The sequence below is a fragment of the Helicobacter sp. MIT 01-3238 genome, assembly GCF_003364135.1.
In the GTDB taxonomy this organism is placed as follows: domain Bacteria; phylum Campylobacterota; class Campylobacteria; order Campylobacterales; family Helicobacteraceae; genus Helicobacter_B.
Genome location: NZ_NXLN01000022.1, coordinates 1 through 18,885 on the forward strand (window position 1 = coordinate 1; position 18,885 = coordinate 18,885).

Annotated in this window: 17 protein-coding genes, 3 tRNA genes and 2 pseudogenes; 13 read left to right on the top strand and 9 right to left on the bottom strand. The window is 41.3% G+C overall.

All coding sequences use genetic code 11. From position 1 onward, the window contains the following. Positions 1–277: 277 nt before the first annotated feature. The 3 genes from CQA40_RS07955 to CQA40_RS07965 form a co-directional block, all read right to left on the bottom strand. Positions 278–1,459, bottom strand: coding sequence for an MFS transporter (locus CQA40_RS07955; RefSeq protein WP_115520377.1), 1,182 nt, complete (start codon positions 1,457–1,459; stop codon positions 278–280). A 206-nt stretch (positions 1,460–1,665) separates the two neighbouring features. Next, a tRNA-Met gene (locus CQA40_RS07960) sits at positions 1,666–1,742 on the bottom strand. A gap of 60 nt (positions 1,743–1,802) precedes the next feature. Beyond that, positions 1,803–1,877 (bottom strand) — tRNA-Gln (locus CQA40_RS07965). 105 nt (positions 1,878–1,982) lie between these two features. Here CQA40_RS07965 and CQA40_RS07970 point away from each other — a divergent pair. The 3 genes from CQA40_RS07970 (at position 1,983) to CQA40_RS07980 (ending at position 5,477) form a co-directional block, all read left to right on the top strand. After that, positions 1,983–3,008, top strand: a complete 1,026-nt coding sequence (locus CQA40_RS07970; RefSeq protein ID WP_181882892.1) for a bifunctional 3,4-dihydroxy-2-butanone 4-phosphate synthase/GTP cyclohydrolase II — start codon at positions 1,983–1,985, stop codon at positions 3,006–3,008. 149 nt (positions 3,009–3,157) lie between these two features. Then, positions 3,158–4,198 (top strand): microcin C ABC transporter permease YejB, encoded by a 1,041-nt coding sequence (gene yejB / locus CQA40_RS07975; RefSeq protein ID WP_115520345.1) that lies wholly within the window; start codon positions 3,158–3,160, stop codon positions 4,196–4,198. After that, entirely contained in the window at positions 4,185–5,477 is a 1,293-nt protein-coding gene (locus CQA40_RS07980) for an SAM-dependent methyltransferase (protein WP_115520346.1), read from the top strand. Before yejB ends, CQA40_RS07980 begins: the two co-directional genes overlap by 14 nt. A 106-nt stretch (positions 5,478–5,583) precedes the next feature. On the opposite strand, the gene CQA40_RS07985 is transcribed toward CQA40_RS07980, so the two are convergent. After that, positions 5,584–6,120 carry a phospholipase D-like domain-containing protein gene (locus tag CQA40_RS07985; protein WP_115520347.1) on the bottom strand — a complete coding sequence of 179 codons (537 nt, stop codon included), beginning with the start codon at positions 6,118–6,120 and terminating at the stop codon, positions 5,584–5,586. 67 nt (positions 6,121–6,187) lie between these two features. Between CQA40_RS07985 and CQA40_RS07990 the strand changes: the two genes are divergently transcribed. From CQA40_RS07990 to CQA40_RS08010, 5 genes and pseudogenes are all read left to right on the top strand, one after another. Then, positions 6,188–9,019 (top strand): hypothetical protein, encoded by a 2,832-nt coding sequence (locus CQA40_RS07990; protein WP_115520348.1) that lies wholly within the window; start codon positions 6,188–6,190, stop codon positions 9,017–9,019. A 105-nt stretch (positions 9,020–9,124) separates the two neighbouring features. After that, positions 9,125–9,856 carry a guanylate kinase gene (gene gmk / locus CQA40_RS07995; RefSeq protein WP_115520349.1) on the top strand — a complete coding sequence of 244 codons (732 nt, stop codon included), beginning with the start codon at positions 9,125–9,127 and terminating at the stop codon, positions 9,854–9,856. Positions 9,857–9,988: 132 nt separating this feature from the next. Beyond that, positions 9,989–10,136, top strand: a pseudogene (tatA, locus tag CQA40_RS11670) (twin-arginine translocase TatA/TatE family subunit); the annotation flags it as partial. A gap of 279 nt (positions 10,137–10,415) precedes the next feature. Next, complete coding sequence (gene argS, locus CQA40_RS08005) at positions 10,416–12,044, top strand: arginine--tRNA ligase (RefSeq protein ID WP_115520351.1); 1,629 nt, start codon at positions 10,416–10,418, stop codon at positions 12,042–12,044. 143 nt (positions 12,045–12,187) lie between these two features. After that, a tRNA-Asn gene (locus CQA40_RS08010) sits at positions 12,188–12,262 on the top strand. A gap of 180 nt (positions 12,263–12,442) precedes the next feature. On the opposite strand, the gene CQA40_RS08015 is transcribed toward CQA40_RS08010, so the two are convergent. The 3 genes from CQA40_RS08015 to CQA40_RS08025 form a co-directional block, all read right to left on the bottom strand. Continuing rightward, entirely contained in the window at positions 12,443–12,853 is a 411-nt protein-coding gene (locus tag CQA40_RS08015) for a GtrA family protein (RefSeq protein WP_115520352.1), read from the bottom strand. Positions 12,854–13,061: 208 nt separating this feature from the next. Next, the gene (locus CQA40_RS08020) at positions 13,062–13,490 is read right to left on the bottom strand and encodes a transcriptional regulator (RefSeq protein WP_181882893.1); all 429 of its coding nucleotides are present in this window, start codon (positions 13,488–13,490) and stop codon (positions 13,062–13,064) included. A gap of 105 nt (positions 13,491–13,595) precedes the next feature. Further along, positions 13,596–14,342 (bottom strand): DNA-3-methyladenine glycosylase, encoded by a 747-nt coding sequence (locus CQA40_RS08025; RefSeq protein WP_115520353.1) that lies wholly within the window; start codon positions 14,340–14,342, stop codon positions 13,596–13,598. A gap of 363 nt (positions 14,343–14,705) precedes the next feature. On the opposite strand from CQA40_RS08025, the pseudogene CQA40_RS11675 reads away from it, so the two are divergent. Further along, a pseudogene (locus CQA40_RS11675) lies at positions 14,706–14,990 on the top strand (alcohol dehydrogenase catalytic domain-containing protein); the annotation flags it as partial. Between the two features lie 351 nt (positions 14,991–15,341). Here CQA40_RS11675 and CQA40_RS08035 read toward each other — a convergent pair. Further along, on the bottom strand, positions 15,342–15,665 hold the full coding sequence (locus CQA40_RS08035) for a multidrug efflux SMR transporter (protein ID WP_115520355.1): 324 nt from the start codon (positions 15,663–15,665) through the stop codon (positions 15,342–15,344). Continuing rightward, on the bottom strand, positions 15,662–16,177 hold the full coding sequence (locus tag CQA40_RS08040; RefSeq protein ID WP_115520356.1) for a MarR family winged helix-turn-helix transcriptional regulator: 516 nt from the start codon (positions 16,175–16,177) through the stop codon (positions 15,662–15,664). The genes CQA40_RS08035 and CQA40_RS08040 overlap by 4 nt, the downstream gene beginning before the upstream one ends. Positions 16,178–16,359: 182 nt before the next feature. Here CQA40_RS08040 and CQA40_RS08045 point away from each other — a divergent pair, with 182 nt between their 5' ends. The 4 genes from CQA40_RS08045 to CQA40_RS08060 all read left to right on the top strand — a co-directional run bounded on the left by CQA40_RS08045 (position 16,360) and on the right by CQA40_RS08060 (position 18,885). Continuing rightward, complete coding sequence (locus tag CQA40_RS08045) at positions 16,360–16,644, top strand: BrnT family toxin (protein WP_115520357.1); 285 nt, start codon at positions 16,360–16,362, stop codon at positions 16,642–16,644. Then, complete coding sequence (locus tag CQA40_RS08050; RefSeq protein ID WP_115520358.1) at positions 16,641–16,880, top strand: CopG family antitoxin; 240 nt, start codon at positions 16,641–16,643, stop codon at positions 16,878–16,880. The genes CQA40_RS08045 and CQA40_RS08050 overlap by 4 nt, the downstream gene beginning before the upstream one ends. 179 nt (positions 16,881–17,059) lie before the next feature. Further along, the gene (locus tag CQA40_RS08055; protein WP_258864505.1) at positions 17,060–18,241 is read left to right on the top strand and encodes an aldo/keto reductase; all 1,182 of its coding nucleotides are present in this window, start codon (positions 17,060–17,062) and stop codon (positions 18,239–18,241) included. 44 nt (positions 18,242–18,285) lie between these two features. Then, positions 18,286–18,885, top strand: a complete 600-nt coding sequence (locus CQA40_RS08060; protein ID WP_115520359.1) for a sugar O-acetyltransferase — start codon at positions 18,286–18,288, stop codon at positions 18,883–18,885.

Consider the following 18,885-nt stretch of genomic DNA (forward strand, 5'->3'; position numbering starts at 1 on the left):
AGCTTCCCACCGCTTCAAAGTGCCTGTGTGGAGGAAAAGTTTTTGTGCGATAATCTCTAGGGAATGCTCTAAGCGCAGTTCGTTATAGACGGCGGTAGCAGTCATAGCTGTGCTAGTTGCTGTTGCAGTCATTTCGCCCCTTTTGCAAAAATTTGTGAAATTATAACCAAAAGTTTTAACAAATCCATAAAGTTGATATGATTGCCAAAAATGTGAATTGCTAGCGTTGAGTTGGCTAAGATGAGTGCAAAAAAAGCGATAAAGCAAAAATCGCGGGTTAGTCGCCGATGAAATTTTTTAAATTCTTGGTTGTGGATTTGCCCTCTTTGTTTGGTTTATCAAGCCCAAAGGCAATCAAAAATGCCAAACTTAGCGCGTAAAATCCCATAAAGCCATTTGCGCCAAAAAACTCCATAGCAATCCCTAGCAACAATGGCGCGACAAGTGAGCCAAGAGAATACACAAACAGCACACTGCGCCCTATCTCCACGCGCTTTGTGGAGTCTTCTAGCATATCATTTGCCCTAGCAAGCGAAAGCGAATAGAGGCAAAAAATCCCAGAGCCAAGCAATACTGCCAAGCCACACTGCACCGCGACATTTGCAGGGGCAAACAAAAAGAGCACAGCAGCGAGCAACGCCACACTCGCGCTAATGATAATGGCAAACTTGCGCCCTAGCGCATCAGAGATAAAGCCTATGCAGCTTTGCCCCAAAAATCCTCCAATCATCGCGCAAAACATAAAGACAGAGGCTTGCTGCACGCTAAGCCCTTGTGATAGGGCAAACACGCTTCCAAGCGCAAAAAACCCGCCCATAACCATACCAGCGATGAAGCTTCCCGCACGCGCTAAGGGCGGAATACTAGCAATGCTTGGCAGGGAGATTGAGGAGTTTTGCGGGAGGGGAGGCTCTTTAATACGCATTAGGTTTAGCGGTATGGAGGAAAACATTATCAAGCACGCGGAGATGATGAAAAGCTCGCTTTCACTAAAAGGCAAGCCGATAAGCAAAAGCCCGCAGCCAAAAGAGAGGTAAAATACGACTTCATAAAAGCTTAACACCCTTGAGCGCACGGCGTTTTTTGCCTTTTGGTTTATCCACGATTCTATGCTCATTAGGATTGCATAATAACAATACCCAAGCATTAGGCGCAAAAATACCCACAGGAGGAGGTTTTGGCTAAGGCTGTGGCATATAATGCTAATGGCAAACACCGCGCAAAAAAGCCCAAATGCGCGAATGTGCCCGATTTTTGCAAGGAAAATATGCGCGCTAATGGTGCTCATACTCGCGCCGATGAAAAAGCACGCGCCGATAATGCCGATGATGAGCTCTCCTACTTCGCGCTCCTTTAGAATCACACCCATAGAGCCAACCACTAGGGCATTGCCAGCGAAAGCAAAGGAAATGGCGATAAAGAGTGCGGAGAGGGATTTTATCGTGCGCTTAGAGCTAATCATCGTTGTGGCTTGCTCCTTTTTTTTGGGTTTTTGTGTGTTTGCGTTGTTTGTGCTTCTTGTGCGTTTGGTGTGTTTGGTGTGCTTTTTAGCACGCTTTTAGTGCGCTTTTTGTTGCAAGCATTCGTTTTTGACTTGCGTGTTTTTTTTATTGTTTTTAGTTTTTTAGAGTAGTGTTAATGTTGGTTTGCGTAGTATGAGTGGTTTGGTTGCGGGAGATGGATTTGAACCACCGACCTTTGGGTTATGAGCCCAACGAGCTACCGGACTGCTCTATCCCGCGATAAGAAGCGATAAAAGTAAAAAAGGGGGATATTAAAGAAAAGAAAAAGAATCTAAAAAGTGGCTGGGGTACAAGGATTCGAACCTCGGAATGGCTGGACCAAAACCAGCTGCCTTACCACTTGGCGATACCCCAATACGACTTCGCAAAACAAAGTCGCTATTCTATAAAACTTTATGTTTTTTGTCAATACTTTTGAAGTATAATGCGCACAAAATTTTGTTTTTTAAGGATTTTGCTGTGGAATATTTAACCCGCGTAGAAAAAGCAATAGAAGCAATAAAAAATGGCGAAATGGTAATCGTAATGGATGATGAGGATAGGGAAAATGAGGGGGATTTAGTAATGGCAGGAATTTTTAGCACGCCTCAAAAGATAAATTTTATGGCGAGCAAAGCGCGAGGGCTTATCTGTGTATGTGTCCCAAAAGAGATTGCCTTGCAGCTAGATTTGCCTCCTATGGTGGCAAAAAACGATAGCAACCACGAGACAGCTTTTACGGTTTCTATTGACGCTAGGGAAGCAAAGACAGGGATTTCTGCTTATGAGAGGGATTTGACTATCAACCTTATGTGTGCGCCAAATGCAAAACCTAGCGATTTTGTCCGTCCGGGACATATTTTTCCGCTTATCGCAAAAGACGGAGGTGTGCTAGTTCGCACAGGGCATACCGAAGCGGGAGTGGATTTGTGCAAAATGGCAGGGGTAAAGCCCATAGCCGTGATTTGTGAGATAATGAAAGAAGATGGCACTATGGCAGCAAGAGGGGATAGATTTTTGAGTGATTTTAGTAAAGAGCATAATATAAAGATTCTCTATGTGTCAGATTTGATAGCTTATCGCCTCCAAAATGAAAATCTACTTAGTATCACTTCGCGTGAAAATAGTGAGTTTCTCTCAAGCGTATGTGAAAAAATCACGCTAAAAGACCATTTGGATAGAGAACATTATGCGTTTAAGTTTGGCTCGCCAGATACACCTCTTGTGCGATTGCATACGATACGAACGGATTTTGAGCTACTTCAAAACGCAAAGCGATTTGACTTTTTGCTAAAGTGCGTCAAAAAATTGCAAAAAGAGGGAGGCTATCTTGTATTTGTCAATGACGCTTCGACAAGAACGGATTTGGTAAAAAACTTTGGAATCGGAGCGCAGATTCTAAAAAAACTTGACATACGAGAATTTAAGCTAATCAGCAACAATAGACGCGAGTTTGCAGCACTTGGTGGGTTTGACTTAAAGATTTTAGAAACACTTACGGCGTGATTTTGTGCGTGAATTTATTGTGTGGATTTGAGATTTTAGCTATTTTTTAAGTGTATTTAGAAATCTAACATCACGCTAAAAATCAGTCGTTTTAGCTTTAATATGATATTTTGCAATCTTTTTAAAAATCTGCAAATAAGGATTTGGCGATGTTTTCCTACCTTTGCAAGCGATTATTTCTCATTGTTCCTACACTTTTAGGCATTATTGCTATAAATTTTTTTATCATTCAGCTAGCACCGGGCGGTCCTGTGGAATATATGACAAACAAACTTGAAATGAGTGCAAAAGGCGAAGCAAGCGCGGGAATAAAGATAAGTGAATACAAAGCAAGCAAAGGCTTGCCAAACGAACTCATAGAGGAGCTAAAAAAGCAATATGGCTTTGATAAAGGCATAATGGAGAGATTTTGGCTAATGATAAAAAACTACGCGACTTTTGAGCTAGGAAATAGCTACTATCGCAAAATCAGCGTGTGGGATTTGATAGTAGAAAAGCTACCTGTGTCAGTGTCTTTGGGGCTTTTTAGCACGATATTGATTTATCTTATTTCTATTCCGCTAGGGATTTACAAAGCTCGCAAAAATGGCTCATTGCTAGATTCTCTTAGCTCACTTGCTATTGTTATAGGCAATGCTATTCCTGCGTTTTTGTTTGGGATTTTGCTTATCGTTCTTTTTGCGGTGCAATGGGATATTTTCCCGCTTCGTGGGCTTGTGAGTGAGGATTTTAAAGAGTTAAGCACAATAGGAAAGATTAAAGACTATTTGTGGCATATCACACTTCCTGTGCTGTGCCTTTCTATCGGTGGTTTTGCGTGGCTTACGCTGCTTAGCAAAAATTCGTTTTTAGAGGAGCTACACAAACAATATGTGCTAAGTGCCTATGCAAAAGGAGCAAGTCAAAATCGCGTGCTATATGGGCATATTTTTCGTAATGCTATGCTAATTGTGATTGCTTCTTTTCCTGCGGCTTTTATGGGAATCTTTTTTAGCGGTAGTTTGATGATTGAGATTATTTTCAGCCTTGATGGATTGGGGCTTTTGGGGTATGAGAGTATATTGAGTAGGGATTATCCTGTGGTGTTTGGCACGCTATATATTTTCACGCTTCTTAGTCTTGTGGTGGGGATTATTAGCGACATCGTTTATACACTCATCGACCCTAGAATCCATTTTGATAGATTTTGATTTTGGGGTAGGGTTTATGAGGGATTTTAGTGTGGATTTTGCAAAGGGCTTTGCAAGCGATTTTGGAGTGGATTTTGCAGATGATTTTGGGGTAAGCTTTGGGCTATATATGAATGAGTGGCTTTATGGGAGAAATGGCTACTACTCACGCGCGACAAAAGGAGATGAAAAAATCGGCAAAGAGGGGGATTTCTACACGGCTGTGAGTGTGTCGCGATTTTTTGGTGGTGCTATCGCAAGACATATCATTGACTTGCTTGAGTGTGGCAAGCTAGAGTTGCCACTTGGTGTTGTGGAGTTTGGTGCGCATAGTGGGATGCTTCTTAGCGATATTATTGATTTTTTAGATATTTTGAGTGTGGGAGTATTAGAGCAAACAAGGTTTTTTAGCATAGAGCCACTAGAGATTTTGCGCAAAATGCAGTTGCAAAATCCGCGCATAACACCACTAAAAGATTTAAGCGAGCTAAAGCTGGCTAATGAAAAAAGTATTTTTATGCTAAGCAATGAGCTTTTTGATGCGTTTGCTTGCGAGGTGGTGAGGGAAAATCACTTTTGCTTTATCAAGGATTTTGATAGGATTGTGTGGCGTAGCGATGATGAAATAGAGCGACAAATACAAAAGCTACAATCACAGATAGGACAATCACACGCACAAAACAAAAAAACTAGATTTTATAAAAATCATCTACAAAAAATGATTTCTCAAAAAAAGCTAGACAAAGTCCAAAACGGCGAGATTTCGCTTGGACTAAAGCCTTTTATAAGAAGTGTTTGTGATTTTATCAAATCCCAAGATAATCTCAAATCGTGGAGGTTTTTGAGCTTTGATTATGGTAGCGAGGTGGCAAGAGATGAGGTAACTTTGCGTGGATATAAGGCACATAGAGTGCTTAGCTTTGAAGAAATTTGCGCGGATTTGCGCGGGCTTTTTGGCAAGTGTGATTTGACTTATGAAGTGGATTTTTCGCGTATTATCGCGCTTTTTGGTTCATTTGGTGTGAGATTGCAAGCCAAATGGCGACTAAATGCTGCGCTTGTGGAGTTTGGCATAGATAGGCTACTAGAGGAGTTTTTTCTTTTTTGCCAAAATCCGCAAAATCAAAATCTACAAAATAAAGATTTGCAAAATCAAGCCTCACAAAATCAAATTTCACAAAGTGAAATCTCACAAAATCCCAAAATGCAAATCTATCAGCAAGAAGTGCTAAGAGTGCGTGAGCTACTTAGTCCAAATGGAATGGGCGAGAGATTTATCTGTGTAGAATTTGGTGGTTAAAGTCTGCTATTTTTGCAAATGTTGCTTTACTTGGGTTTTAGAAAGTGTGCCTTAGTGATTGAGGCAAATAGGGATTTTAGGTTTTGCTAAAAGATACTAAAATTTTTTAGAACTTCTCGCATTCTTTTATCATTTTTTCAAATGCGTTTAGTGCTTTATTTACAAGATAAGAATCATCATCATAAAAAAGCGTTTCAAAGTTGTTTTCAAAGGCGTTTTTGCTCCAATTCGCAGAACCTATGTAGAGGATATTTTTATCCACTATTGCCATTTTTTGGTGCATTATGCCGTAGTAGTTGCCGTTTTGGGCTTTGCGACCTTTTAGCGTGCAGGTGGCTATGTTGTTGTATTTTTCGAGGTAGCCTATGGTGGAGCGGGCGTCTTTGGCACTATCTTTGTCATATATTATGCGCACTTTTACACCTCTATTTGCGCTATCTCTCAAGGTTTTTGCAATCTCTCGGTTTGTAAAACTATAAATTGAAATATCTATGCTTTTTTGAGCGCGTTTAAATGCGTCTTGTAGGCTTTTTAGAGCTTGGGATTGTTCATAAGGCATCATAAAAAGTTCGCTTCTTGCGAGTAGTGTGCTGGAAGTAGATAGGAATAAAAAGAGAACAAAATTTGCTAGCAACTTATTCATTTGGCAATCCTTTTGTCAAAAAATTGGTATAATTGTAGCATTTTATCTACGAAATGGGTAGGCGTGTATGAAGATTGTCATAGCTAACACAGATTTAATGGTGTCAAAGCTGATTGAGGCTTGTGCGAAAAAGACGGGGTTGCAAGTGCAGCATTTTATTAGCCTAGAAGAGGTTGATTCTTCTATGCTGGAGGATTGCTTTTTGTTTGTCGATGAGAATGCGCTAGGTAGCGATACAAAACGCGCTAAGCAAATCGGCACAGAATCTCTAAGCTGTCTTATATACTCACGGCGCAAACCTCTAAATGAGTTTAAATACCTTGTCCAAAAGCCATTTTTGCCTACGCAGATTTTGGAGCTATTGCGCAAAGAGCTTGTAAATAGGGGCGAGGATTTCAATAGGGCTGTTGAAGAGGAGCAAAAAACACCGATAGAACCTATCAAAGATATACCGCTTAATGAATTTGATTTGAAAGATGAGCATTTATTTGAGGGGAATTTGGAGTTGCCACCATTGCCTGATACTGACGCGGTGGAGACAAAGACAAGTGCCCAAAGTGCAAAAGAGCAAAAAGAACAAGTAGATGAGGAGGAAAATTTCTTAGAGGTGGGGGAAAATATCGAGCATAAAAGCCTAGCTGCGCTTGAGCGAGAAAAAAGTGGGGCGAGCGTAGATGATTTGGGTGGCAATGATTTAGGTGCGGTGCAGGATATTTCTAATGAGCCTGATTTTTTAAGCGAGCCTGCTTCAGTGGATGCGCTAGGTGGGGAATCTGCAGGGCAGTATAGTGCAGAACCTAATGAGTTAGATTCTGCTTTAGACATAAGAGAGAGTTTGGCAGGGGATTTGGATAGCATTGATGAGAATTCTTTAGATAACTCTTTGGGTGATTCTCTAGATGGTTCATTAGATGGGCAGTTAGATAATAGCTTGGATAAGTTAGATGATTTGGGCACTGCCTCTGTGCTTGGGAATCTAGATGGGCTAGGCGGCACAGATAGTGCTCCTAGCGCGGATTTTGGTGCGGATTCTAGCGTGGCTTCTAGTGATATGAGTGAGCGTGATGAACTGCTTGGAGATGACATTGGTAGTGATGAGGGGTTGAGTGGCGATTTGGATTTGGGCGAAAGCGCAAGTGCGGATTTGGGAGTGGGATTGGATAAAAGACAAGATGATTTAGCCAGCTTAGATAGTTTGGATGATAGCCTTGATAGCTTAGACACTTCAAGTGAAGCGGTTGCAAATGAAGCGACTGATGACATAGCAGGTGTAGCAGATAGTGCAAGTGGCACAAATGGTAATGGAGGGGATTTGCCACAAGATATGCAAGAAGCGCAAGAATCAAGCCCAGATTTTGCCGCTCAAGGTGGCGTGCTTGACAAAGATGAAGCCCAAGAGATACAAGACTTGCTTGCTGAAAATGCAGGAACACAAGTCGAGGGAATGGCAAATAGCGCAGATGAAATCGCAGGATTAGCAGATGATATAGATGAGGCAAAAGGTGCAGAGAGTGTGGATAGCGCAGAAATTAGCGCGGATAGTGATTTGGCTAGCGAGGCACTAGCAGGCATAAGCGATGAGGGTGTAAGCAAAGAATCACAAGAATCTATTGGGGAGGAGATTGGTAATGTAGAAGCTAGTGAGTCTAGCGCACAACAAGAAGCACAAGCACCTATCCAAGAATCCACACAAGAGGAATCCGCGCAAGAAAATGCCAAAGAGGCTAGCGAGGGAGGAGAGTTTGCGGATTTGAGCGAAAGTGATATTATGGAAGTGCTAGGCGAGGAGGATTTGGGCAGTGATTTGGCTAGTGGGGATACTTTGGATAAAGAGGCTTTTGCAGGAAGTAGGGAAGAACCTTTGAGTGATTTGGGTGTGGCAGAGCAGGGTGCTCAAAGTACACAAGATTCTAGCCAAGAATCAGTGGTAGAAACTCCACAAGAGTCTATCGCGAATGCTAGCGTGGAGGATACCAGCATAGCAGAGGTGGCAAAAGAGCAGATAAGCGATGAGGTAGCACAGTCTCTTGCCCCACAAGAAGCAAGCGCAGACAAAGAAGTAGCCACACAATCCATACAAGAGGAAGTAATAAAGGATTTGCAAGAAAATTTGGAGCAGGATTTGCAAAAAGGCTTAGAAGAAGAGACACCAACGGTCTTGCAAAATGATTTGGCAGAGGGAGAGCCACCTAGTGAGGTAAGCCAAGTAGATGACACAGCTAAAGATGAGGTTGGCAATATAGATGAAGCACTTGAGTTGGCAGGTTTGAGCGAGCAGGCAGAATCACAACCCGATGAAGCGCAAGCAGGCACTAAAGATTCTAGTACGCAGGATTCTAAAGAGGATTTGGCAAATGGAATGGAACTAGAGAGTGTGCTAGAGAATGATTTGCAGGATTTGGCACAAGATGACTTAAGCAAAGATTTGGCAGCAAGTGGCTTAGAGGAGGGTGGTTTGCAAATAGATAATATAGATAGTGCTTATAGCGCAGAAGCGGGCAGCTTAGATGATAGCTTGGAAGCGAGCGAATCTAGCGACTTAGAAGCAAGTAGCCTAGATGAGGGCGATATGCCAAAAACCGAGTTGCCAAAATCTTTGGAAGAGCTAGAAAATTTAATAGAATCAAAAGATTCTATAAGCGGACTAGATACGGCTATCGCCGAGCTAGACACTTCGCTTGAAAAAGTTGTGGCACAAGATTTTGATACCAAAGATTCTAGCTTGGATTTTGGCTCTAGTGTGAAATCTAGCTCAAAAGATTCTACCAAATCATCAAGTGCCAAATCTACGCAAAAGCGACTTATCACAGAGCTACTCGCCAATAAAAGTGCAGAGGAGATTAGCTCACTGCTTGAGGGAGCGCATATTCGCATTGATATTGACTTCTCGCAGGATTAGCTATCTGCCAAGAATAGTAGAGAGCAAAGCATAAAAGCGTAGTAAAATCGGGGCAAAAAACGGAGCTAGAAAAAGTGGGGCAACAACTACGATATAAGGTATAAAATGCAACCACAAGCAACGCAATCACGCAATACACAATCACAACAATCACAGAAAAATTCTCCAAAGTCTAGCACGGTTGATTGCACTAAAAATCCCAAAAAGATTCAAAATCGTTTAGAGCAAAAATGCGGTAGGATTTTGGTGCTTTCAGGTCCTAGTGGTGCGGGGAAATCCACCCTTTGCACCGCGCTAAAAGAATCCATAAGCGATATGTATTTTTCTATCTCTACTACGACTAGGGCTATGCGTGATGGCGAGAGGGACGGCAAGCATTATCATTTCGTTAGCGAAAGGGAATTTATCGCAGATATAGAAAAGGGTGAGTTTTTGGAATGGGCTCAAGTGCATAATCACTACTACGGCACTTCTCTAAAGCCTATCCAAAAAGCACTAAATCAAGGCAAGCTAGTGGTTTTTGATGTCGATGTGCAGGGACATAGAAGCATAAAAGAGCATTATGGCGAGCTAGCAAAATCTATTTTTGTAACGACAAAAAGCAAGCAGATTTTGCGTGAGCGACTAGAGAAGCGACAAAGCGATAGCAAGGAGCATATTGAGCTACGACTTTTGCACGCTTATAACGAAATGCAGCATATTTCGCAGTTTGATTATGTGATAATAAATGATGATATAGCACAAGCAAAAAGTGCGATTTTGCATATTGCTACTTCGCTAGAGTTTCTCACCCAAGAGGCAATCACTGATTTGCTTATGCAGGAGTGGAAAGGCTAGCAAAAAGATTTTGAATAGAATATTTTGCGATTCTGTGGGATTTTTATTTAATAAAAAATTTTACAATAACATTTTTTGTTTAAGCATTTTATCAGCGTTTTTGTTTGCAAAATTTTAATAAAGGAGCGATAAATGGGAGCAGGTAGCTGGTGGCATTGGGCTATTGTCATAGCGGTGGTTTTGATACTTTTTGGTGGCAAAAAAATCCCCGAACTTATGAAAGGTATCGGCACAGGAATCAAGGGCTTTAAAAAGGCAATAAAAGATGATGATGAGGAGTCTAGTAGCGTTGCCAATACTTCAGGGCAAACAATCATAGAAGCTAGCACCTCACAGCCACAGATTTCCCAAAGCACAAGAGGGCGTGCTCGTCCAAAAGGCTCTAGTACAAAGACTTCTGTAAGCAAAGCCACTGCTTCTGTTAGTGCTACTTCTTCTAGCGAGGTAGATTCTCCCAAAAAGCGTGGACGCTCTAAGAAAGCATAATCCACTTGGCAATTTTACAGAAACGACAAAAAGCACAAGCTAGATAAAGCCCAACTAGATAAAATCACAAATTATGTTTGCTTCTATCAAAAATATCATAAGTGAAATCGTAGGGCAAGAGGTAGTCTTAGAGCTACCTAAAAATAAAGATTTTGGGCATATTGCCACACCCATAGCTTTTAGTCTAGCAAAGATTAAAAAACTTCCTCCTACACAAATCGCACAAGAAATATGCGCTAAACTAGAATCAAAAGCCGAGTTTAGCAAAGTATCTCAAGTGAATGGCTATATCAATCTCACTTTGAGTGCCGAGTTTTTTCATCACTGCATACAGAGTGCGTTTGAAAATACTCTAACGCAAAAAAAATCACAGCAAGAAAAAATCCTCCTTGAGTATGTCAGCGCAAATCCCACAGGACCGCTTCATATAGGGCACGCACGAGGTGCTGTCTATGGCGATAGCTTGAAGCGTGTGGGGGAATATCTAGGGAAAAATATCACCACAGAATACTATATAAATGACGCTGGTGCTCAAATGGATAAGCTAGCGTATTCACTCGCACTTAGCGGGCTAAGGATACTAGATGCTAGCCCTTTACCACAGATTTTGCTAGAGGCGGAGGAGGCAGGAGAGACTTATAAAGGCGAGTATATTGCTAAAGCGGCACAAGATGCCATTAGTCATTTTGGCAAGGATTTTTTCTTGCTAAAAAACATAATCTCAAACCTTGAGCAACTAAGAGATTTCGGCAAAAATCTTATGCTAGAGATTATTAAGACTGATTTGGAGAGATTGCACATTTGTTTTGATAATTTCGTAAGTGAGAAAAGCCTCTATACGCAGTGGGAGAATACTCTAAAAGAGCTAAAATCAAATAACGGTGTCTATGATAAAGATAGCAAAATCTGGCTAAAATCTAGCCAATTTGGCGATGAGAAAGATAGGGTGGTGGTGCGAGAAAATGGCGAGCCAACATATCTAGCTGGGGATATTATCTATCATCGTTACAAGTATAAGCGCGGATTTGATAGGCTGATAAATATTTGGGGTGCCGACCATCACGGCTATATCCCACGAGTAAAGGCTTCTATGGAGTTTTTGGGATTTGACTCATCTAGGCTTGAAGTCTTGCTAGCACAAATGGTAAGCCTGCTAAAAGAAGGCAAACCATACAAGATGAGCAAGCGAGCGGGGAATTTTATTTTGATTGGCGAAGTGCTTGATGAGATTAGTGCAGATGAGCTCAGGTTTGTGTTTTTGACAAAAAAGCCCGATACACATTTGGAGTTTGACATAGATATGCTTAGCAAGGAGGACGCAAGCAATCCTATATTTTATATCAACTATGCAAATGCTAGAATCCACACAATGTGTGCAAAATCTAGCTTGAGCGAGGGGGAGATTTTGAGTGCGAAGCTAGAATCTAGCCAAGAGGGCAAAGAAAATAGCGATATAATGGAGCTAGCGTTTTTGGCATTGCTTTTGCCACGCATAGCGGAAATGGCGTATGAGGAGAGGAGCTTGCAAAAAATCTGTGAATACCTAAAAAACCTCTCAAGCGCATATCACGGATTTTACAATGCTACTAAGATTTTGGGTAGCAAAAACGAAGCAATATATCTAAAAATCTCAAAACTTGTAAGCCTATCAATCACGCAAGGGCTATCATTGCTAGGGATAAAAGCAAAGACAAAAATGTGAGAATCAAATCTTTTTTGTAGTTTTAAAAAATAAAAATAGACAAAATCCGCGCTTTTGTTGCGCAAAACCTTGACATTAGCGCGATTTTTTCGTAGAATTTTGCCTTTATTTCTTTTTAGTTTTTTAGGCGATATTTTTTAGATTCCGGATTAGCTCAGCGGTAGAGTAGGCGGCTGTTAACCGCTTGGTCGCAGGTTCGAATCCTGCATCCGGAGCCATTCTTTTTTATACTTTTTTTAGCTTCTTATCAAACTTCACAAAGACGATTCAAAAAACGCAATCTTAGTTGATATAGCTGAAATTTTCACACTATGATTCAAAAAGAAATTTTTTCTATTTTTTGCTAAACTTATCGCAAGTAGCTTTATCATTTTTTGCTATCGATGCTTGATTTTACCTCACTTGCTTGGCTTAAAAGCCCAAAGTTTGCTAATGCAATATCCGCTTATGGTGTAGCACACACTTGCGATGATTTGGGCTATGTATTTATCTGTGCCACACCCATAGTGCATTCCAAGTAGCACGGCTAGGTTTATGAGGTAAGCCACGCCCATAGCCACGCCAAACCTCACAAAGTCCCTTTTGTGCGAGTTTGCCGACTTGAAAGTGAATTTTTTATTTAGAAAATATGAGTTCAAAAACCCTATGACATAGCCAATAGGATTTGCAACTTCAGGCTTTACTCCCACATACATTAGCGCAAATATCACGCCAAGCCCCACAATCGTATTTGCAACGCCTACGATTGCATACAGCAGGGCAGAATTTTGCAGAGGGTTTTTTAAAAATTCTTTTGCGTATTTTTTCATTTGTGATTTTCCTTATGTGGATTTTGGCTTAGATTTTTGTGCGGATTTTGGCACATAGCTCGTGCCTTTGGATAGAATCATAATCTATCAACACAAATTTTTTGCCACAATTTTAGTATTTTTTATGGTGCGATTTTGCGACACATTGAAAAAGATAGCAAAGTAAAATATAAGCGAGAGTTTGGCGTATAATTAAAAATCATCATTTTTATTGCTCTAGCAAGTTTGGCTTTCTTGTTTTTGCTTGCTTGTTTTGGTGCGTATTTTTTGGCTTTGGTGTGGGTAGATAGGGTAGGGTGGATTGCACTATTTTAGCTAGTAGCTCAAGGTTTTCAATGTCTAAAATATAATGCTCCCTCGCACCGACAAAAGGGAATCCAAGCGCGAAAAACCCCTCATACTCGCTAGTAATCTCATCTAAGACTTCATACTTTTTGATAAACACCTGCTCATCGCAGAGCAAAAACAGCACTTTTTTACTCCTTTGGCTTTCCAAGCTCCCAAACTCACTGATATATACGCAATATTCCCCAAACATTTTTCGCGCACTAAAGGCAAACGCGCCATTTAAATGTTCCCTAGCACACTGCTCTAATCGCCACAAGACAAAGTCTTTAAACGCTTCACTACTTGCCATTTTTTACTCCTTAGATTTTTCGCCTTTTCGCTTCCGCGCTCATAAAAAGCGCAAAATTTATAAAAGCACCAAAATTTATAAAATACGATAAAAATTCTAAACCCCCTAAATCTCAAATTTCCCGCTTGCGATTTCCCAAAGATAAAGGCTTGCGATACTGCCATAGGGACTAAATCTCGCCCTATATGTCGCAAACACTTCTTTTGGGATTTTGCCATTTTTGCCCTCACACTTAAGCGCGTAGAGCATTTTTAGCCCGCGCTGCAACGCCAAATCATCATAGCTTAGAATATCCTTGCGCTGCAAGCAAAAAAGCAGTATCATCTCTGCCGTCCAAACGCCTATCCCACGAAGTTTGATTAGGCTTTCTATGGCTTTTTCATCGCTCATTTTTGCCACCGCTTCTATGTCAAACTCCCCGCTTTGCACTTTGTGGGCGAAGTCTAAAATGTATTGTGCCTTGCGCGAGGAAATCCCACAAGCGCGGATTTTGTCTATGTCTATGGCTAAGAGGGCTTGGGCTTTTTGCTTGGATTGTGAATCTGTGTTTTTTGCACTTTCCACATTTTTTCTCTCATTCTCTACTTCGCCAAAAAGTGCGCAAAATCGCGCCCAAATGCTTGCTTGGGCTTTGGTGGAAATCTGCTGTGCGATTGTGTGATGAATGACGCTTGCAAATATATCGCGCTCGCCCTCGCGCGTGATTGTGCCGATTTTGTCAATCGCTTTTGCAAGCCTTTTGTCCTTTGCTTTTAGGCAATCTAGCTCTTTAGCGGTGTAAGTGAAAATGTGAGGAGTGAAAAAACTTTGGTTGTAAGCCACAAAATCCCTTTGTGTTGAAATATTTTGCATTATAACTTCATTTCAAAAATCATTTTTACGCATTTTGATAAAAACTTCGTGATTTTCCCTTGACTGATAGTTGCTCTCAAGTTTTATAATTTCATTTTGTGTTTTAAATTCTAGAATCTAGAAGCGCAAAACTCATATTTAAAAGGAGTAAAAATGAAAACAAACATTCAAGATAAATTGCAAGGTAAATTGCGCGACACGCAACGCGATTGTCGCGATGAAACAAGGCGTGAGTTTGTCAAAAACTCTGCCAAATTAAGCGCGGGTGTAGCCCTTTTTGGTGGCGCGATTTTTAGCAGTGCACAAGCGCAAAGCACTGCAAGCGCAACAAGCGCAAGCCAAATCATCGGCTCAAATGAAGCAATAGCCCAAGCAAAAAGCGGAGCGCGAATCCAAAGCAAAGGCTACGCAGCTTTTAGCAAGGATTTCAAATTTAAGCCCCATAGCTTCACGCGCCACCCATTAGGCGCAAATGACATACTCATAGAAATCCTCTATGCAGGGATTTGCCACAGCGACTTGCACGCAGTTTTGGGCGAGCACGGCAAACCAAACTACCCGATGATTCCCGGACACGAAATCGCAGGGCGTGTAATCGCAGTGGGTGCAAAGGTGCGTAAATTCAAAATAGGCGATTACGCGGGGATTTTTTGGCATTGTCGCTCCTTTTAAGTTATGATTTTTATATAATATAAAAACTTGATTGTATAAAAAATATATTATTATGTCAAGGGGTTGTAAAAATAAAGTCGCATAGAATTTTTCATCGTGTTTTTTTATATTGTGTTTTTGGGTTTGCTGTTTGTGAGATAAGCGGGGAAGTGTAGCTTGGGATTTGCTCGTAGTGGAAAATAGTGGTTTGTGAGCTAAGATAGAGATTTTATTGAGCGAGAAAAGTTTGCGAGATTTTGTGAAATGTGGTGGATATGCGATTATGGCAAATTGCTTTTGTGATAGAGTGTTTTACGCAAGTTGCCTACAAATCTTACACTTCAAATTTTATGCCTTTGAGAGGAGCTTTAGTCCCACTACACCGATAACTATGAGTGCCATACAAAGCACTTTTATCGCGCTTACTTCCTCTCTAAATACCACAAAGCCCACCACTCCCACTAGCACAAGCCCTACGCCACTCCACACAGCATACGCTATGCTTAAGTCAATGCTTTTGATTGCCTGATACAGCAGGGCAAAGCTCACGCTCATAAAAAGTGCAAAAAGCGCGATAAAGAGTTTGTTGCCACTTATTGCGCTGTATTTAAGCGAGCTAGTCGCGCATATCTCACACACAATCGCCACTCCTAGCACAATCCACGCATTCATTTTGCACCTCCGTTTTGTTGGGTTTGTTGATTTTGGGTGCTTTGCTCCATATTTTGCGCTTTACGCGCGGAAATCTCACCTAGCACTTCACTAAAAGCTACTTCAAAATCCGCATAAATTGCTATAAGTTTTTCTAACTTTTGTGTGCCAAGCCTTTGGTAGATTTCTCGCTCAAAATCCGTGTATTGCACGATAAAATCTTGCGCGTATTTTGTCCCACTTTGCGTCAAATATATAAGTTTTTCGCGCTTATCTGTGGGGCTTGTTTGCACTTCTACAAAGCCTTGTTTTTGGAGCGATAAAATCACATTATTTATCGTTTGCTTTGGCATTTCATAGCTTTGAGCGATGTCTTTTTGCGTGCGCAAATCACTCACTGCTAAGCCGTGTAAAACCTTGCAAAGATGCGTGTTTATCCCAAGCACATTCTCAAGCCTTGTATACAATCCCACAATCTTAAAATACAGCTTGTTAAAATCGTGGATTTGGGCGTGTGTGATTTCTTTTTTCATTGCTTTACCCCTTTGTGGTTTTGGTATTTTCTTAACTAAATTAGTCTTTATGGGGACGAATTATAGTCTTTTTAGGGACTAATGTCAAGGGCAAAAACACCAAAAATTTCCTCACAAAATCTAAAAAACACGAAAATTTTGCAAAAATCAAAACATTATGATATTTGCTATATAATATCGCTATGATAAGTTTTGAGTGGGACAGCACAAAAGCACAAAGCAATCTCTCCAAGCACGGCGTATCCTTTGATGAAGCAAAGAGCGTGTTTAACGATGAGCGTGCAAGGGTGATTTATGATGAAAATCACTCAAAAGATGAGGATAGGTTTGTGATTTTAGGAATGAGTGAGAGGCTACGAATCTTAGTCGTGGTGCATTGCTTTAGGCAAGATAATGGCGTGGTTCGCATAATTTCGGCACGCAGGGCAACGCAAAATGAGCAAAAACAATACGAGGAGTTTTTATGAAAAAAGAATATGATTTTTCAAAGTCTATGCCAAATCCTTATGCAAAGGCGATTGCAGGGCAAGATTTGCCAAAAGACACCAAAAAAGCACAAAAAAAGCAGATTTCAATCAGCCTCAATGTCGAAACCATAGAGTATTTTAAGGCTATGGCAAGCAAACAAGGCGTGCCTTATCAATCGCTAATGAATATGTTTCTCAATCAATGTGCGCAAAAAAAATTAGAGATAAAGCCCTAAATCCTTTTTTTTCCTTTTTTGAAACTCTCCTTTTTGTAAATTTTCCACAATACAAAAAAAATTTTGCAAAAATTTGCATTTTACCCCTTGACTTAGAGTTGCTCTCATCTTTTATAATTGCATTTTCACACTTCTAGATTCTAGAATCTAGAGGGGAAACCTAAATTTAAGGAGCGAGAATGCAGAATTTAGACAATGAAAAACGGCGAGAGTTTTTGGGCAATGGTGCAAAGACACTCGCTTCAATGGGGCTATTAAATGGAGTGCTAGGATTTGTGCCAAATGTGGCGTTTGGCGCGACAAAAAGCCAAACCCCACCAAAAGAGGGCAAAAATCTCAAACTTAGCCAAATCGCGCAAATCACAGACTACCGCACTCTAGGCAGTGGGGAAAATGCTATGCGCGTCTCAAATCTTGGCTTTGGCTGTATGGGGCTAAATCATCATCGTAGCGTGAGGCTAGAGAAAAAAGCGGCGATTGCGCTTATCCACGAAGCCATTGAGCGCGGTATCACGCTTTTTGACACGGCTGAAATCTATGGACCACTCACTAACGAAACCCTTGTGGGCGAGGCGATAAAGGGCTATACGGATAAAATCTTTGTAACCACAAAATTTGGCTTTGCTTTTGAAAATGGTAAGGTTATCGCAGGCAAGCCCGATAGTTCGCCCAAAAATATCCGCCGTGCTGTGGAGGGTAGCCTAAAGCGACTGCAAATTGAAAGCATTCCACTACTTTATCAGCATAGATTTGACGCACAAACACCTATCGAATCTGTGGCACAAACGATAAATGAGTTAATGAAAGAAGGCAAGGTGCAACGATTTGGGCTTTGCGAAGTGAGCGCGGATATTATTAGGAAATTCCACGCGCTTGTGCCGATTACCGCGATTCAGAGCGAATATCACCTAATGCACCGAACCGTAGAAAAAGAGATTTTGCCACTATGCGAGGAGCTAGGCATAGGATTTGTGCCATACTCGCCTATCAATCGTGGATTTTTAAGCGGTGCGATAAGCGAATGGACGCGCTTTGATGAGAAAAACGACAACCGCATAGCATTGCCACGCTTTCAAAAAGAAGCGATTCGCGCAAATTTACGCATTGTCGAAGTGCTAAATGCCTTTGGGCAACAAAGGGGCTACACCGCCGCGCAAATCGCACAAAGCTGGTTGCTTCACAAAAAGCCATTTATCGTGCCTATCACAGGCACAAGCAAGCTAGCGCATTTGGAGGAAAACCTGCGCTCTACGCAAATACGCCTTAGCCAAAGCGAGATAAGCGAGATTGAGAAGCAGATTTCAGCGATAAAAATCATAGGTGAGCGTTACAACCAAAAAGAGCAATCCCAAGTGCGCTAAGCGAGGATAAAAATCTAGAATTTAAATTCTAAAAAGGAGCAACAATGAGTAAAGATATATTTGAGAGAGATAGAAGCGGGGAAATGGTGGATATGAATGACCCTGAATTTGGCAAGATTTTAGCCGTTATACAGCAAACGCAAAACCTATGCTACGAGCTAAACAAACTCCCACCAAATAGCGATAAAGTGCGTGGGATTTTTAGCCAAATCATCGGCAAAGAAGTGGGGCAGGACTGCTGGATAATGCCGCCGTTTTTTGTGGATTTTGGCAAAAACATTAGCGTAGGCAAGGGCTTTTTACTGCAACAAAACTGCACATTTATGGATAGAGGTGGGATAGAAATCGGCGATAATGTGTGGATAGCCCCAAATGTGCGAATCACCACGATAAACCACGACTTCAACCCCTACAATCGCCAAGCGACATTTTGCAAGGGCGTGAAAATAGGCGATAGAGTGTGGGTAGGAATCGGTGCGACAATCTGCCCGGGCGTAAGCATAGGCGAAAACTCCATAATCGCTGCGGGTGCGGTGGTAACAAAAGATGTCCCGCCAAATGTCATCGTAGGAGGAAATCCAGCCAAAATCATAAAAACGCTTGAGAATTATCAAAAACCAACGCAAAAACCAAAGGAGGCGTAA